The 14,504-nt window shown below is 37.2% G+C and carries 17 protein-coding genes and 1 riboswitch; of the genes, 1 reads left to right on the top strand and 16 read right to left on the bottom strand.

Annotation, left to right across the window (positions count from 1 at the left end; genetic code table 11):
* Positions 1-65 precede the first annotated feature (65 nt).
* The 14 genes from CIL03_RS02755 to CIL03_RS02690 all read right to left on the bottom strand — a co-directional run bounded on the left by CIL03_RS02755 (position 66) and on the right by CIL03_RS02690 (position 12,964).
* Positions 66-584: an ECF transporter S component gene (locus CIL03_RS02755; RefSeq protein ID WP_094883674.1), complete on the bottom strand. Its 519-nt coding sequence runs from the start codon at positions 582-584 to the stop codon at positions 66-68.
* A 5-nt stretch (positions 585-589) separates the two neighbouring features.
* On the bottom strand, positions 590-1,027 hold the full coding sequence (locus CIL03_RS02750; protein WP_094883673.1) for a DUF4430 domain-containing protein: 438 nt from the start codon (positions 1,025-1,027) through the stop codon (positions 590-592).
* Positions 1,028-1,173: 146 nt separating this feature from the next.
* Positions 1,174-1,353: riboswitch (cobalamin riboswitch) on the bottom strand.
* A 51-nt stretch (positions 1,354-1,404) separates the two neighbouring features.
* The gene (locus CIL03_RS02745; RefSeq protein ID WP_094883672.1) at positions 1,405-3,174 is read right to left on the bottom strand and encodes an ATP-binding protein; all 1,770 of its coding nucleotides are present in this window, start codon (positions 3,172-3,174) and stop codon (positions 1,405-1,407) included.
* Complete coding sequence (locus CIL03_RS02740) at positions 3,174-3,893, bottom strand: response regulator transcription factor (RefSeq protein WP_094883671.1); 720 nt, start codon at positions 3,891-3,893, stop codon at positions 3,174-3,176. The genes CIL03_RS02745 and CIL03_RS02740 overlap by 1 nt, the downstream gene beginning before the upstream one ends.
* Positions 3,894-4,005: 112 nt before the next feature.
* On the bottom strand, positions 4,006-5,193 hold the full coding sequence (ccsB, locus tag CIL03_RS02735; RefSeq protein WP_094883670.1) for a c-type cytochrome biogenesis protein CcsB: 1,188 nt from the start codon (positions 5,191-5,193) through the stop codon (positions 4,006-4,008).
* 24 nt (positions 5,194-5,217) lie between these two features.
* Positions 5,218-6,858 carry a cytochrome c biogenesis protein ResB gene (resB, locus tag CIL03_RS02730; RefSeq protein ID WP_094883669.1) on the bottom strand — a complete coding sequence of 547 codons (1,641 nt, stop codon included), beginning with the start codon at positions 6,856-6,858 and terminating at the stop codon, positions 5,218-5,220.
* Between the two features lie 37 nt (positions 6,859-6,895).
* Complete coding sequence (gene resA, locus CIL03_RS02725; RefSeq protein WP_094883668.1) at positions 6,896-7,468, bottom strand: thiol-disulfide oxidoreductase ResA; 573 nt, start codon at positions 7,466-7,468, stop codon at positions 6,896-6,898.
* Between the two features lie 54 nt (positions 7,469-7,522).
* Complete coding sequence (locus CIL03_RS02720) at positions 7,523-8,263, bottom strand: pseudouridine synthase (protein WP_094883667.1); 741 nt, start codon at positions 8,261-8,263, stop codon at positions 7,523-7,525.
* A gap of 75 nt (positions 8,264-8,338) precedes the next feature.
* Complete coding sequence (locus CIL03_RS02715) at positions 8,339-8,869, bottom strand: spore maturation protein (RefSeq protein ID WP_094883666.1); 531 nt, start codon at positions 8,867-8,869, stop codon at positions 8,339-8,341.
* 1 nt (position 8,870) lies between these two features.
* Complete coding sequence (locus CIL03_RS02710) at positions 8,871-9,455, bottom strand: nucleoside recognition domain-containing protein (protein ID WP_094883665.1); 585 nt, start codon at positions 9,453-9,455, stop codon at positions 8,871-8,873.
* Positions 9,448-10,560 carry a D-alanyl-D-alanine carboxypeptidase family protein gene (locus CIL03_RS02705; RefSeq protein ID WP_094883664.1) on the bottom strand — a complete coding sequence of 371 codons (1,113 nt, stop codon included), beginning with the start codon at positions 10,558-10,560 and terminating at the stop codon, positions 9,448-9,450. The genes CIL03_RS02710 and CIL03_RS02705 overlap by 8 nt, the downstream gene beginning before the upstream one ends.
* A 122-nt stretch (positions 10,561-10,682) precedes the next feature.
* Positions 10,683-11,561, bottom strand: coding sequence for a superoxide dismutase (locus CIL03_RS02700; RefSeq protein ID WP_094883663.1), 879 nt, complete (start codon positions 11,559-11,561; stop codon positions 10,683-10,685).
* A gap of 90 nt (positions 11,562-11,651) precedes the next feature.
* The gene (scpB, locus tag CIL03_RS02695; RefSeq protein WP_094883662.1) at positions 11,652-12,224 is read right to left on the bottom strand and encodes an SMC-Scp complex subunit ScpB; all 573 of its coding nucleotides are present in this window, start codon (positions 12,222-12,224) and stop codon (positions 11,652-11,654) included.
* Entirely contained in the window at positions 12,221-12,964 is a 744-nt protein-coding gene (locus CIL03_RS02690; protein WP_094883661.1) for a segregation/condensation protein A, read from the bottom strand. Before CIL03_RS02690 ends, scpB begins: the two co-directional genes overlap by 4 nt.
* Positions 12,965-13,153: 189 nt before the next feature.
* Here CIL03_RS02690 and CIL03_RS02685 point away from each other — a divergent pair, with 189 nt between their 5' ends.
* Positions 13,154-13,237 (top strand): YjcZ family sporulation protein, encoded by an 84-nt coding sequence (locus CIL03_RS02685; protein ID WP_077326775.1) that lies wholly within the window; start codon positions 13,154-13,156, stop codon positions 13,235-13,237.
* Positions 13,238-13,332: 95 nt separating this feature from the next.
* Here the strand turns inward: CIL03_RS02685 and CIL03_RS02680 are convergent, their stop codons facing one another.
* Entirely contained in the window at positions 13,333-13,704 is a 372-nt protein-coding gene (locus CIL03_RS02680) for a GNAT family N-acetyltransferase (RefSeq protein ID WP_094883660.1), read from the bottom strand.
* 347 nt (positions 13,705-14,051) lie between these two features.
* Entirely contained in the window at positions 14,052-14,504 is a 453-nt protein-coding gene (locus tag CIL03_RS02675) for a site-2 protease family protein (protein WP_094883659.1), read from the bottom strand.

The following is a 14,504-nucleotide window of genomic DNA, read 5'->3' as shown; positions in this document are numbered from 1 at the left end:
TATGTATCAAAAAGTTTCAGTCTACCTGTACTATAAGTTATAAATAGAAAAAATACCAACTAAAATCAGTTGGTATTTTGCAGGGAAAAACGATTATTGGCATATTTTTTTAAGAAATAAGTGAAAGAAGGATATAAAAAAATCATAAAGACAGCATTTCCAATGGCATGATTTGTATCATACGGTAATCCGAACATATAATACGCCCAAAAATTTCCGCCTGCTATTTGATAGTTTGTCAATGAGATTATGAAACCATACAAATAGCCGCTGAAGACGGAAAACAAAATAATAAGAACCATTGGGATCCTTCTTGGAATTTTTCCGATGAATCCACTTATTACTCCAATAAGCGACCAGGAAATAATCTGCCATATGCCCCATATCCCCATTCCTAAGATCATATTTGATAAAAAGGTGGTTAGCACTGCAAGCAATACTGCAGCAACGGGCCCTAAAAAGAGTCCACAAATAATTATTAACGATGTAACTGGCTGTACATTAGGGAGATAGGTGAAAATAATTCTTCCACCTACAGCAAGTGCCGCCAGCAATGCCAGCAATGTAAGTTTATATATGTTCAATTAGATCATTCCCATGACTGCAGATCGAATCGTATCTTATCTCCCGGAGTCAGTTCAAACTCATGTGCTCCAACTGGAGCCATTTCATCATTTACGAAAAACATCCACGCCTTTTTTTCATCTTCTTTTGGTGCCACTCTCTCAATAGACGTAATGAAATTATCTTCCTCTTCTACATAAAAGTTTTCTTTCATGACATCCATAAGGATATCGCCTTCCTCGATTTCTATTTCTTTTTCGTGTATAAACTCTGCTTCTTTATCTTTGGTAATTGTAATTCGGACAGAGTCTTCGCTTACCTCTTCAGTTTGCTGACCAGATTCAGCTTCTTCACTCGATTCATTCGTTGTTGTCGCTTCTTCGTTCGTATCATCTGAGGCACATCCAGTCAAAAGCCCGAAAACTGCAAGTACAGATAATAAACGCAATAACCATTTACTCATTTTTCATTCCTCCTGTTCTTAAGCTACGTGTAACAAAAAAGAAAAACCAGCTCTTTTTACGATGAGCTGGTTTTAGACAATCGAAACATAAATAAGCACATTTGCTATATGTATCCGGTTGTCCCAATTGCTCATGCCTCGAAGCATTGAAACACTGGTAATTGGCAGGTCTACTGACTTATGATAATAACCTACTTTAAGCCCTTCCCATATGATGAATCATACAGTGGATTTTGCTTATTTCGTATATCATTTACAGTTGCGAGGACAGTTCCGGATTCTCACCGGATTCCCTTTTAAGTAAATACCAATTTCAGTATACGTATTCTTTTTTATCACATGTAATATCTTATCATATTTAAATAAATTGGAACAGGCTAATTGCTTTTATTTTGCGGAATTTTGAAACTGAAAGTAGTTCCCTTATTTACTTTACTTTTAACAGAAATGATTCCACCATGTGCGTCTATTATATTCCTGGCAATAGCTAAACCAAGCCCTGTTCCTTTTTTCTGTTTATTTCTGGTTCTAGATTTGTCTGCTTTATAAAAACGTTCAAATACAAATGGGAGATCCTCTTCAGGAATACCACTGCCATTGTCTTCAATTGCTACATGAAGCTCACTTTCACTGCATTCGACAAGAACTTGAACAAAACCATTTTCCGCTGTGTGCCTGATAGCATTATCGATTAAATTCGTGAAAACCTGTTCGAGACGATCTGGATCAAATAATGCATTTGATTCTGTAATATCCTTAGTCATCCGTAATTCAATCTGATTATCATTGGCAAGTCCATTAAATTTCTTCATAATACGCTCAACATATGTTTCCACTTCCAATGTTTCTTTGTTCAGCTGTATATGTCCAGCTTCCATACGGGCAAGATCCAGTAATTCATTAACAAGACGGCCCATTCTTAATGATTCCTCATAGATGATTTGTGCCAGCTCATTTTTTTCTTCTTTACTCTCAGCAATGTTATCAACGATTGCCTCACTGTAGCCTTGAAGCATGGAAATAGGCGTCCTGAGCTCATGGGAGACGTTTGCGATAAAATCCTTGCGCAGTTTATCGAGTCTGCGTTCTTCCGTCATATCACGAAGTACCGCAACCGCCCCGCGGACATACGTTTGATCATAAAGTGGTGTCATCACCATAACCCAGCTGCGGCCCTGTACATTTAATTCATGGACAGCCTCTTTCTCGCCATCAATTACTTCCTGCAGTATTTCGTAAAGTTCAATTGGCAATTTACGGTTTTCTTCATGAATGATCAGGTTATTTTCAAAATACCAATCTTCGATAAACCTTTCTGCAGGGGGATTTGTTACAATCATATCGCCATTTCTGTTCAGTGTCATGACACCGTCAGCCATGGAACTGACAATACTTGAAAGCTGTTCTTTTTCCTGATGCAGTGCATTTATATGAAACTTAAGCTGTCTGCCCATCCGGTTAAATGCCATCGCTAAACCACCAATTTCATCATGGGTCAGTATTGGCACCTTTGTATTAAATTCCCCACGTGTTAAATCAAAAGCTGCTTCCCTCATTTTAATTAAAGGGGAGGTTATTCTTGTAGAAAGGAAAAACGCAAAGATAGTTGTTAATATAATGGCTATTCCTGCTGCCAAAAAGATGATTTTTGTCGTTTCAGCTTTCGTTTGATCAATTACATCCAATGATTGGTAAACAAAAATTGCTCCATCACTGTTTTCTATTGGAGTACCAACAATCATTGCCTCTATTTCGGTATTTGGCAGTACAATCTGCTTTCTGATCTCTTGATTATTAGTAACCACTCTGGTTAAATCTATTTCATTCTCTATCCAGGACTCTTTAAAGTCGGATAAATCATCATTAGCACTATCTGAAACCCATAAATTCCCGTCTCCAAAAAGGATAGCGACCCTGCTTGCGGGATCTTTTACTCGATTAGTTGTCTCACGTATAATTGATTTATCGTCGTTCTGCTCGACAAGTTCTGAAACTTTAGTTGCTGTTTGCATCATATCCTTTTCAGCTTCTTCAATATGAAAGTTCTCAAAAAACTCCAGCAATAAAATCGATAATATTAATAAGACAAAAGAAACTAGCAACAAAATCGTTATTGCTAGTTTACCAACGACACTTTTCCAAAACATTATGCATCATCTACCTCAAATTTATATCCAACACCCCATACAGTTACGATCATCTTCGCTGCCTGTTTTGAGACATTATTTAATTTCTCTCTCAGTCTTTTAACATGTGTATCAACTGTACGCAAATCACCAAAAAATTCATACTGCCAAACTTCTTTTAATAATTGCTCCCTGTTAAACACCTTATCCGGGGACTCTGCCAAAAAACAAAGTAATTCATATTCCTTTGGTGTTAAATTTACTTCCCCACCATCAGCAGTCACTCGGTGAGCGTCATGATCAATGGTTATATGCGGAAAAACCAGTAAGTTTTTTGCTGTCGCATTCGCTTCATTAAAAGCAGCAGACGCTGATACTCTGCGTAATAATGCCTTTACACGCAGTACAACCTCCCGGGGACTAAATGGTTTAACAATATAATCATCAGCCCCTGTCTCAAATCCCTGGACACGGTTTGCCTCCTCCCCCTTTGCCGTCAGCATGATAACAGGGGTGTCTTTTTCTTTCCGCAGTTCCTGGCATACTTCAATACCGTCCATCTCTGGCATCATTATATCCAAAAGAATTACATCATAATTATTGTTGAGAGCAAGCTCCAAAGCGTCAGTTCCATTTTCTGCTTCCTCAATGATATATTCTTCCCGCTCCAAATACATACGAATGAGCCGGCGAATTCTTTCTTCATCATCTACAACCAATATTTTAGCATCTGAATTCATTATAAGCTCTCCCTTATCATTTTTCTCTACATTAATTATAAACCATCTTTACTGCAAAGTATAAGAAAATAGGCATCATTACCGAATAATAATGATGCCTATTATAAATAACTTATGCGTAAGAATGGAGACCTGCCAGAATCAGGTTAACTGCAATCAAATTGAACATGATAATAGCAAAACCTCCGGCAGCAAGCCATGCAGACTTTTCTCCGTGCCAGCCGCGGGATAGTCGTAAATGCAGAAATGCTGCATAGAAGAACCACGTAATTAATGCCCATACCTCTTTCGGGTCCCATCCCCAGAAGCGGCCCCATGCTTCCTCGGCCCAAATCGCTGCAAAAATCAAGCCGCCAAGTGTAAATACAGGGAATCCAATTGCTACAGCACGATAAGCAATTTCATCTAATAAATCAGGTTTTGTACTTTTTAGCAGAGGCTGAATAGCTGCACCAATTCGTTTTCTTAAAATTAATCTAAGTAACACGTATAGAATCGAACCAGTAATAAATGACCAGATCAGCGTATTGAATTTTTTGCCTGCATCTACCCCATGCATCCAGCCAGGTGTTTCAAACCATGGCTGCATTGCATCTTCAGTAATTAAAGTACCATCAGTTGGCCCAGCAATTGCCGGCATTGTGTATTCTGAAGTCAGCACATTATTTCCTGAAGGGTACTCAAATGATGCACTATAGTTCATCATGTTGAAGACAGTGGTTGTAATGATAAAACCAACGAATAATATTAATGAATATAATATGACTTCAAGCCAAGTGGTACGTTTGCTTTTAACAGACTGATCAATTTGTCTGATCAGATAAATTAAACCCGCGACAAAACTAATTGATAATATACCCTGCCCTAAAGAAACAGTAGTCACATGAATATATAACCAGTGACTTTGAAGTGATGGTATCAATGGAGCGATGTCAGTAGGAAACATACTGGCATATGCAATGATCAGCAATGCAACAGGTAATGCAAATAGCCCCAGCACACTCAATTTGTAAATAAAATAAATGATGATAAACGCGAATACGATTGTCATTCCAAAGAAAGTCATGAATTCGAACAGGTTACTTACTGGTGCATGTCCACTTGCCATCCACCTTGTTATAAAATAGGCAATCTGTGCTAAAAACCCAATAATCGTAAGCGTAATCCCAATTTTTCCTGCGGTACCCTTTTTGGCTTTACCTCGCTTATCCCTAATTGTCGCCCCAAAGAAAATTGTAGCAATTAAATACACAACGAAAGCCGTATATAGCATAGTACTGCTAAAACTGAATAAATCCATAACGAAAATCCTCCTAATTTGCTTCTATTCTTCCAGTTCCTGTTGGTCATCAACCATTTTTATATTTGTTCCACTGATTGTATTTTCTATATCTTTTTTAACACCAAACCAGTTTTTATTTGTGTGTGCTGCAAGCATTATTCCTTCTTTTTTAGGACGGATCCAGATCCTTCGATGCTGCCAGTACATGCCCTGGATAACACCGATCATAAAAATAGCCGCTCCGACTACGAAGAAAGGCAATGAGTAATCTTTTCTGACGCTTAATCCACTTACATCATGCATTTCAAAATCTGTAATTCCAACTTTATATTGGTTCTCACCAGTGGCATCAATGTTCTTTCCTATACCCAGAAAACTTATTTCTGGTTTTTCACTATCTGGAGGATAAACTAAGAGAACAAAAGCCGGATTTCTTGGGAAATTAGTTTCAGAAGCCGGTTCTCCATTGTCGTCAAGATAATAGTCCGGATAATATTGACCAACTTCAACACGGAAGCCATTATCTAAATTATATTCAGATTCCGGAGATGTTAAATCAATGGTGAATGAATCCAGTGCTTCTTCATTTTGATCATCCGTTTCATGTATTTTAAATGTCATATTGGTAAATTCATTTAACTGGTACCCGGATTGATAAACCGTATAGCTGCCGAATTCAATCGGTTGATTCATTTGTATATTATCTTCAACAATCTTCTCTAGCTCAGGTTCTGCACCAGGTACAGCCTCTTTAGCCTGGTAAACGGCGACATTTGTCTGATAGTTGTTTGGGACCATTCCGCCTTCCTGTTTGATTGCTTCACCGAAGCGCTCATCATTTTCATCATAATTTTCAATGATAAAATCTTTATTTTCGATGTAGTACTCACCTTTCGTCCCTGGTACTACCTCCTGGGCTCCTTCCCTAATCCATACATATTCACTTGTATAAAAGAACGGAGTTGACCGGAGCAGTGCAGCAAGCAAGATTATTATCAGACCGATATGGTTTACATATGGCCCCCACCTTGAAAATCTTCCTTTTTCCGCAAGGATGTGCCCTTCTTCATTTCGAACTTTATATCCTCGCTTTTTCAGCTTTTTTTCTAACTTCTGTATTTCTTCATCTGATACGACTTCTGTTTCACTGAAAAGACGCTGTCTGCTTAAAAAAGTATCATGGCGTTTTGCTTTTTGTTTCCGAAGCGCTTTATATAGCGGAACAAATCTGTCCAGACTGCATATGACCAATGAAACACCGATTAAAGCAATCAAGATCATATACCACCAGGAACTGTATAAATTATGAAATCCCAGCTGATAAAAGATAAGTCCAAATATTCCATAGCGTTCTTCATAAAAAATCTCGGGATCCCGGGACACTGCATCGGCGGGTATGTACATTTCCTGCGGGAAAATCGAGCCCACAGCTGAAGCAATTAATGCAAGAACAATCAGCCAGACCCCGACCTTTACAGAAGAGAAAAAACTCCATGTCTTATCAATAATTGATTTGTTATATGTTTGTGATCTTCTTGCAGTTCCGTCATAGCGCATATTCAGCAGTTTTTTTCCGTCATTTCCGTCAATATGCTGATTGCCTTCAATAGGCTTTCCGCAAGCCTCACAGAGAACCGTACCTTCCGGGTTCACATGTCCGCACTCACATTTGATTTTATTCATTTAAAAATCCCTCTCAATAAACTTAGGTTGCAATCATTTATTTTGGCACGATGTCCTGAAAGTAGCCTTCCAGTTTTTCTAATGTTAATGCCCCCTCTACAACTTCCTCAATTTTTCCATCCGGATTAATAAAAAATGTACTTGGTATTGGTCCTACCTTATATAAATCCTGTATTTCTCCTGTTTTATCGTGAGGAACTGGGAATGTTAAATCATATTTGTCTATAAAACGGTCTACAACAAGTTCCGTAGAATCGAGACTGACTGCTACGATTTCAATTCCTTTATCTTTATATTCAGGGTATAATTCTTCCATATACGGCATCTCTGCTTCACATGGCTTACACCAGGTACCCCAGAAATTCAGCATAACGCCCTTACCTTCTAAATCACTTAGCTGAATTGATTCAAGCTCATTATTTTTGTTAATCTGCTGCAATTTAAAATCGGGTGCCTGATCTCCTGCTCTGTAAATTGTATTATCTTTCTGCAGATTGGATACAATTGCAAATACTACTGCCACCAACATTATTGCTAAAATAACAGACCTGAAAATTAAACGATTTCTTTTTTTATTCTTTTTCTTTTTTTTCATTTCATCTAAACCCATATGGATCACTCCCCTGGCCATTATACCATTTAACTGCAACTGTAAATTTGACTATTATTCAACAATTTCCATTGCCAAATTACGCATTTGCTTTACTTCTTTAGGAGTCAATGCACGATAGGTACCAGGCTTTAATCCGTCAAGGGTCAGCGTACCGTACCTTTCACGCTTTAATTTCATAACTGGAAACCCAAGACCAGCCATCATCCGTCTGACGTGTTTATTTTTGCCTTCCTGAAGTGTTAATTCAATTATCATCGTATTTTTTTCTTTGTCGCTTGACAAAACATTGTATTTAACAGCTTTTAATATGTCGTTGTCGGATTTAACACCTTTCCTCAGCTGATTTAACTCATTCTTCCCGGGGATGCCTTTTATCTTAGCCACATAAACCTTATCCACTTCATATTTTGGGTGCATTAGCAGATTAGCAAATTCTCCGTCATTTGTTAATAACAGTATTCCTGATGTATCATAATCCAGTCTTCCTATTGGAAAGACCCTTTCATTTACCCCCTGCAATAATTCCGTTACCACTTTTCTGCCTTTATCATCCTTGACACTGGAAATATAGCCCCTTGGTTTATACAGCATATAATATACAGGAACTTCCTTCTCTAAAGGAATATTATTTACTACAATTTTATCCGATGCGGAAACCTTCGTGCCAAGTTCAGTGACTAACTTACCATTCACCTTCACTTTACCGTCAATGATAAGCTTTTCCGCTTTTCTTCTTGAAGTGACACCGCTTTGTGCGATTACTTTTTGAAGCCGTTCTAATGTATTCGACATATGATCACCATGCTTTACTTTAATTTTACTTACATAATAATAGCGTTAACTCTATGTTAACGCTAGTGTAAAGTATTATCCAAATATAATAGTTACAACAATTATTGATGCTAGTATACCAATTAGATCAGCCAATAGTCCAACCTTTAAAGCATAACCCATTTTCTTAATTCCGACCGCTCCGAAATAGACGGTTAAAATATATAATGTTGTATCCGTACTTCCCTGCATGGTGGAAGCTAATCTGCCAATAAAAGAATCGGGGCCGTTCGAATCAATTAGCTCTGTTGTCATTCCCAGTGCAGCAGTACCGGAAATTGGCCGGACCAGTGCCAATGGAATAATCTCAGGAGGAATTCCTATAAATACAAGAAATGGTGTAATGAGGTTTGTAAATGCCTCCAGTGCTCCTGAACTTCTCAATATGGAAATGGAAACAATCATCCCTACTAAAAAAGGAAGCAAAGAAAATGCCATTTTGACACCTTCTTTTCCTCCTTCAACAAATATTTCATAGGTGGGCACCTTTTTCCATGTCGCTGCAGCTAAGACAAGCAATAGGAAACATGGTATCAGCCATGTACTAATTGCAGTTATAATCCCCATCTCATTTCCTCCAAATACTTTTGTAATAAAAAAACCGGTCTAATAAAATAGCACTTATTGAGGATATTAAAGTTGCTATGATAGTTGTTCCTACTATTTCAGTGGGTGATACCGAATTATATTGCATGCGAATCGAAATGACCATTGTGGGAATAAGTGTTAAACTCGATGTATTTAATGCTAAAAAAGTAATCATTGACCTTGAGGCTGTGTCACTTTTACTTAATTGTTTCATTTGTTCCATTGCTTTTATTCCCATTGGAGTTGCTGCATTCCCGAGTCCGAAAATGTTTGCTGTAAAATTTGATAAAATATAACCCATTGCGGGATGATCCTTTGGTATTTCCGGAAAAAGCCTGCTGACTGCAGGTCTTAACAGCTTTGTAAGCACACGCAATATACCTGCTTCTTCTGCCACTTTCATGATGCCAAGCCAAAATACTAATACGCTGATTAATCCAATTGACAGTGTAACAGCTTCACTTGCACTCTCAAATACTGCTTTATTAACCTGGTCCATTGTTCCATTAAACATTGCGTATATGATTCCGATAATAGCCATACCTGCCCAGATAATATTAACCATAATTTTTTAACCCGATAATTTTTTGATAAATTGATAGGATTTCAGAAATAAAACCTTGCTTTTTTCCGTTGTCTTGACCACTGTATATGAGAACTTCTGATATTGGTATATCATTAAGATAAAAGACAGTTTTTCCTATAATATCTGAAGGAGCATCATGTTTTTTCTTCAGTAAGTAGGCTTTCTTGTCCACATTCGTGATCTCATTTCCCTGCAAAGGATAAAAAATGTCGTTATGAATAAATCCAGTTTGAGTGCCGTCAGATCCTTTAGGTATATACTGAAATTCTCCTTTTTCAATAATTGTTTCCATTTCGTAGTTTTCAAATCCCCATTCATACATACTAATATGATCATTCCAGTCGTCAGGTGCATTTAACGTCACTGCAATCAGATCCATACCATTTTTACTGGCTGACGAAATTAAAGTTCTTCCGGTCTTCTTCGTATATCCGGTTTTTCCTCCTGTGCAGCTTTCATACAATTGAGTAAGTAATTTATTTTTATTTTGCCAGCTGTACGATCTGTTTTCAGACTTATAGGTGGTTGTTCCGGTAACTTTTCTGAATTCCTCATCCTGCATGGCATAACGCATTAATAATGCCATATCATATGCTGATGAGTAATGATTGTCCGAATCGAGTCCATGCGGATTATCAAAATTAGTATTCGTCATTCCCAGCCACCTGGCTTTTTCATTCATCAGATGCACAAATCCTTCTTCACTTCCCCCAATATGTTCACTGATGGCTATTGCTGCGTCATTGCCGGACCTGAGCATTAATCCATATACAAGATCTTCAATCAGCATTTTCTCACCCTGTTCCAAATATATCGAAGATCCTTCGGTATAAATAGCTTTTCTGCTGGCAGCAGCTTTCTCATTCATTTTCCCGGATTCAATTGCAAGAATGGCTGTCATAACTTTTGTAATACTTGCAATTGATTCCATGTCATTGCCGTTTTTTTCATATAACACACGACCAGTTGATTGTTCTATTAAAATGGCATTATGTGCGGATACACCAGGTTTTGCTTGTCCAGTAACAGGACCTGTGAAACTGAAAAATATAAAAAAAAGCAAGACTAATGAAATAAAACGCATAGCAGGCTTCCTCCCACAGATATTATGTCTGTATAGTTTATGCATGTAATGAAGCTGTATGATAAAAAAATGCTATTTTCATATGCTGCACAATATTTGTGGGATGCCAGATTAAAAGACTATCAGTATAAACTCCACCTTACTTTTATTGCTTCTTTATAACGTTCATTTACATTATCCCAGTTCACTACATTCCACCAATTGCTTATATAATCTTTTTTATCTGTTTTATATTGCAGATAATATGCATGCTCCCACACATCAAGTACAAGTAACGGGATTACATCTGCCTGTTGAAATAACTGATGTTTTTCAATCGTCTGTATTGCCAGCCTTCCACTTCTGGGTGCCCAAACGAGGACTGCCCAGCCAACCCCTTCCACGGAATTCGCTGCCTCAGTGAAAAGATTCTTAAATCTTTTCCATGAACCAAAATCCCTCTTGATCCGGCGCTTGATTTCTCCTTTCGGCTCCTTAGCGGAATTCGGAGTCATATTGTACCAGAAAATTGTATGCAAATAATGGCCTGATCCATTAAAAGCTTGTTCTCTTAACCAATGTTTAATCAGATTAGTATCTGTTTTGCTGTCATATAAAGCTTTTTCTGCTTTATTTAATCCATCCACATAGGATTGATGGTGTTTATCATGATGCAGCCGCATAATTTCCTCACTAATATAAGGTTCCAATGCATTATATTTATAGGGCAGTGGCGGCAGTGTATGCTTTCCAAATGGAATACTGGACTCCGGGTTCTTATTTTGTTTATTTTTTATATCTGACAGAATACGGTTGCCTACTTCTTGCAGTTCATGTATTTCTTTGTGCTCAGGATTTCTTTCCTGAGCCAGCTTACTTTGAATTTCTTCTTGCCAATTATCAAGATTCGCAGCCCATTCATTCAACTCATCTTTAGGAATATCAGTACTTTTCAATTTGTCTTTAATTTGCTCTCCCCAGGCATTAAGACTTTCCAGGTATTCTTGTTTTGCTTCATCCATATGATCACCCCGGTGTAGCTTATGCCTAACATAAAAAAGAAGTGCATAAAAAAATCATGCAGTGTAATCACTGCATGATTGCTTATCCACTTATTCGCTAAGCTTTTCGAAAAACAGATCTGCTTCTTGTTCAAGGCCCTCTGCATTATTATTTTCCGGCAATGGAGGCAATTCATCAATGGATGTTAAACCAAAGTAGGTTAAAAATTCCATGCTTGTCCCAAATAAGATTGGCCTCCCTATACTTTCCCTTCTGCCTATTTCCTCAATTAAAAATCTGGAAAGCAAGGTTTGAACAGGCCGATCGCTTTTTACCCCTCTTATTTCTTCAATTTCAGTTCTGGTTATCGGCTGTTTATAAGCAATTATAGCCAGCGTTTCTAAAGCTGCCTGGGACATCCTTGTTGATTGAGGAGTTTCCAGCAGTTTTTTATAATAACTGCTATGCTCCGGTTTGGTGGTCAAATGAAAGACCTTATGTGATTGCATCAGCATAATTCCCCGCTCTGTGTTCCCGTAATCGCTTTTTAATTCATTCAGCAAATCCATTACAGTTGCTTCGCTGATCTTTAGTATATGTGATAATTGCTTACTTGTAATACCTTCATCACCACTGGCAAACAGCAATCCTTCCATAACCGATTTTAATTCATTTTGTTTCATACATATTCCTCCGTACAAAATACCAATAATTCTTCAAAGTTATTTTTCTGTTTACAATACACCTTTTGTTCCTTCATCAATTCAAGTACAGCCATAAAGGAGACTACAATATGAGATTTTGTTTTAAAAGGAAATAATTGATCAAATGAAACCCCATGGCTGAATCGTCCCACATGCTGTAAAATTTCTTTCATTCTTTGCTCAATAGGTATTTCTGCTCGTTTTACTTTCGTATCCAGTGGTTCATCCCATTTTTTACGGTCAAACATTTTCCCAAGAGCTCCGAGCATATCATAAATGGATATATCCCCTTGAACAGCCAGGGGTGCCTCTGGAAGCAGATTATCAAATATTTTTTTCGGTCTTGTAAAAATCTGATTTGCATCCAGTTCCCGATCTTTAAGTTGGCTGGCAGCATCTTTAAATTTTCGATATTCGATGAGGCGCTGCATCAATTCTTCTCGTGGATCTTCTTCGTATTCATCAGCATCACCATCAATTTCCTGCTTGGGCAATAACATTTGGCTCTTTATTGCAACCAGCGTTGCGGCCATTACAAGGTATTCACTTGCTATATTAAGTTCAAGCCGCTGCATTGTGTGGATATAATTCATATACTGTTCCGTGATTTGTGCAACCGGGATATCATATATGTCTATTTCGTACTGATTAATTAAATGCAGCAGCAAATCAAGCGGTCCTTCAAACGCATCTAATTTTACCTGATAAGCCTGATTCATCTAATTTCATCCTTTCGTCATTGCAAATTAAATTTTAATATCTGGTTGATATAACCACACAAATTCATGAATTTATTTCAGGTTTGTCACAAACGCCTATACATCATTGCCATTGCCATCATAAGTTATAGCGTAAGATAAATGTTGCCATAAAACATTTATTGTAAGAAGACAAAGGAGGTTTTTTCTATGAGTGGTAATTATGGCGGAGGATTTGCGTTGATTGTTGTACTGTTCATTCTATTAATTATTGTTGGTGCTGCCTGGATGTAAGGGTGTCACACTTTGACAATAGCTGCAGTAAAACTCTGTTAAGCTATTTATAACAAGAAGGAGAAAGCCAGCCGCTTGTAATCGGCTGGCTTTTTCTAATTTTCTTCCTGAGTTTCAATCTCATCACATCTCGTATAAAAATCCTGTGTATCTTCATTGGCACAAACAGCAAATTTTTCTCCATAAAGTTTTTTTACTTCATTTACCATCATATTGCCAATTCCCTGGCCGCGATGTGATGGGTTCACAGAAATATGCTGAATAACTGCATTTATTTCATTTTCAATTCGAACACCTATCGCACCTAATATATCTTCATCTTTCCACAAATATAGGTGCCAGTCGGGATTCGTTTCATATTCTCTAATTGTCTGCAACAGTTTTTTAACATCTTTTTTTTCTTCCGGCATAAAAGACAATAAACCCATCGCAATTTTTTCTAAGTTTTTTTTATAACGAATTAACATAGATACCCCTCATTAACAATATAACTTATATTCACATGAAGTAATAGAAGATGTTCAAAAAGTCAACAAATTATAAGCAGCGAATCTCGCACGAATGTTTGTTTTTTCGATACTCACGTATTAATTGGATACGTTCCGTTTCTCAAAACTGCACCGCCTCGACTTTCTTGCTTCTAATTCGGCCCCTTTTGAACACACAATAACAGCAGTTTTCATGGCAGTATTAGTTCGTATATTTATTTATGCATTATTACGTCAATTTGTCAACTTACGAATCTAATTTTGCTGCTCATCTAACTATCATTAACAATATTCATATAAATCATACTGCTATCAATTCTTATATTTTAAAAGCCTTTTTTAAGCACTTTAAGAATTGTATAACCATCTGTCTGTTTTCCTTTTATCCTGAATGGAATTATGTTTACAACAGTAAGATATAGATTAAATAAACAAAGCAAATATACATATTCGTTTGGGTATATGACATAAATAAAATATAGTAAACATGTGAATAAACCATTGGCTATCGGGCCGGAAATGGTGATCCATATAATTTCTGATGATTTATATGGTATTTTCCTTTCACTTCTTGCTAAACCGCCTAAAAAGAATACCATATGAATATTCAGCTGAAACCTTTCAATTATAGTAGAGCTTAATATCTTTCCATACCCAAGTGATACTGTTATACAGTCTGCTTTCACCACCCGGGCGGCTATTGCATGACCTGATTCATGCAGCAGAATACTTAAGGGTCCTACGATCAATATCAGATAAAACAGTAAGTATATAGTCAT

Origin of the sequence: Virgibacillus indicus (assembly GCF_002266285.1) — a bacterium.
In the GTDB taxonomy this organism is placed as follows: domain Bacteria; phylum Bacillota; class Bacilli; order Bacillales; family Amphibacillaceae; genus Virgibacillus_K; species Virgibacillus_K indicus.
The sequence above is the reverse complement of the archived record's forward strand: the minus strand, read 5'-3'. Positions and strand labels throughout refer to the sequence as shown.

Bases quoted from the DNA above. Each gene is read 5' to 3' on its own strand.
- CIL03_RS02750 (WP_094883673.1), bottom strand. From the start codon at position 1,027: ATGAGTAAATGGTTATTGCGTTTATTATCTGTACTTGCAGTTTTCGGG.
- CIL03_RS02745 (WP_094883672.1), bottom strand. From the start codon at position 3,174: ATGTTTTGGAAAAGTGTCGTTGGTAAACTAGCAATAACGATTTTGTTG.
- CIL03_RS02740 (WP_094883671.1), bottom strand. From the start codon at position 3,893: ATGAATTCAGATGCTAAAATATTGGTTGTAGATGATGAAGAAAGAATT.
- ccsB (WP_094883670.1), bottom strand. From the start codon at position 5,193: ATGGATTTATTCAGTTTTAGCAGTACTATGCTATATACGGCTTTCGTT.
- resB (WP_094883669.1), bottom strand. From the start codon at position 6,858: ATGAATAAAATCAAATGTGAGTGCGGACATGTGAACCCGGAAGGTACG.
- resA (WP_094883668.1), bottom strand. From the start codon at position 7,468: ATGGGTTTAGATGAAATGAAAAAAAAGAAAAAGAATAAAAAAAGAAAT.
- CIL03_RS02720 (WP_094883667.1), bottom strand. From the start codon at position 8,263: ATGTCGAATACATTAGAACGGCTTCAAAAAGTAATCGCACAAAGCGGT.
- CIL03_RS02715 (WP_094883666.1), bottom strand. From the start codon at position 8,869: ATGGGGATTATAACTGCAATTAGTACATGGCTGATACCATGTTTCCTA.
- CIL03_RS02710 (WP_094883665.1), bottom strand. From the start codon at position 9,455: ATGGTTAATATTATCTGGGCAGGTATGGCTATTATCGGAATCATATAC.
- CIL03_RS02705 (WP_094883664.1), bottom strand. From the start codon at position 10,560: ATGCGTTTTATTTCATTAGTCTTGCTTTTTTTTATATTTTTCAGTTTC.
- CIL03_RS02700 (WP_094883663.1), bottom strand. From the start codon at position 11,561: ATGGATGAAGCAAAACAAGAATACCTGGAAAGTCTTAATGCCTGGGGA.
- scpB (WP_094883662.1), bottom strand. From the start codon at position 12,224: ATGAAACAAAATGAATTAAAATCGGTTATGGAAGGATTGCTGTTTGCC.
- CIL03_RS02690 (WP_094883661.1), bottom strand. From the start codon at position 12,964: ATGAATCAGGCTTATCAGGTAAAATTAGATGCGTTTGAAGGACCGCTT.
- CIL03_RS02685 (WP_077326775.1), top strand. From the start codon at position 13,154: ATGAGTGGTAATTATGGCGGAGGATTTGCGTTGATTGTTGTACTGTTC.
- CIL03_RS02680 (WP_094883660.1), bottom strand. From the start codon at position 13,704: ATGTTAATTCGTTATAAAAAAAACTTAGAAAAAATTGCGATGGGTTTA.
- CIL03_RS02675 (WP_094883659.1), bottom strand. From the start codon at position 14,504: ATGACTATATACTTACTGTTTTATCTGATATTGATCGTAGGACCCTTA.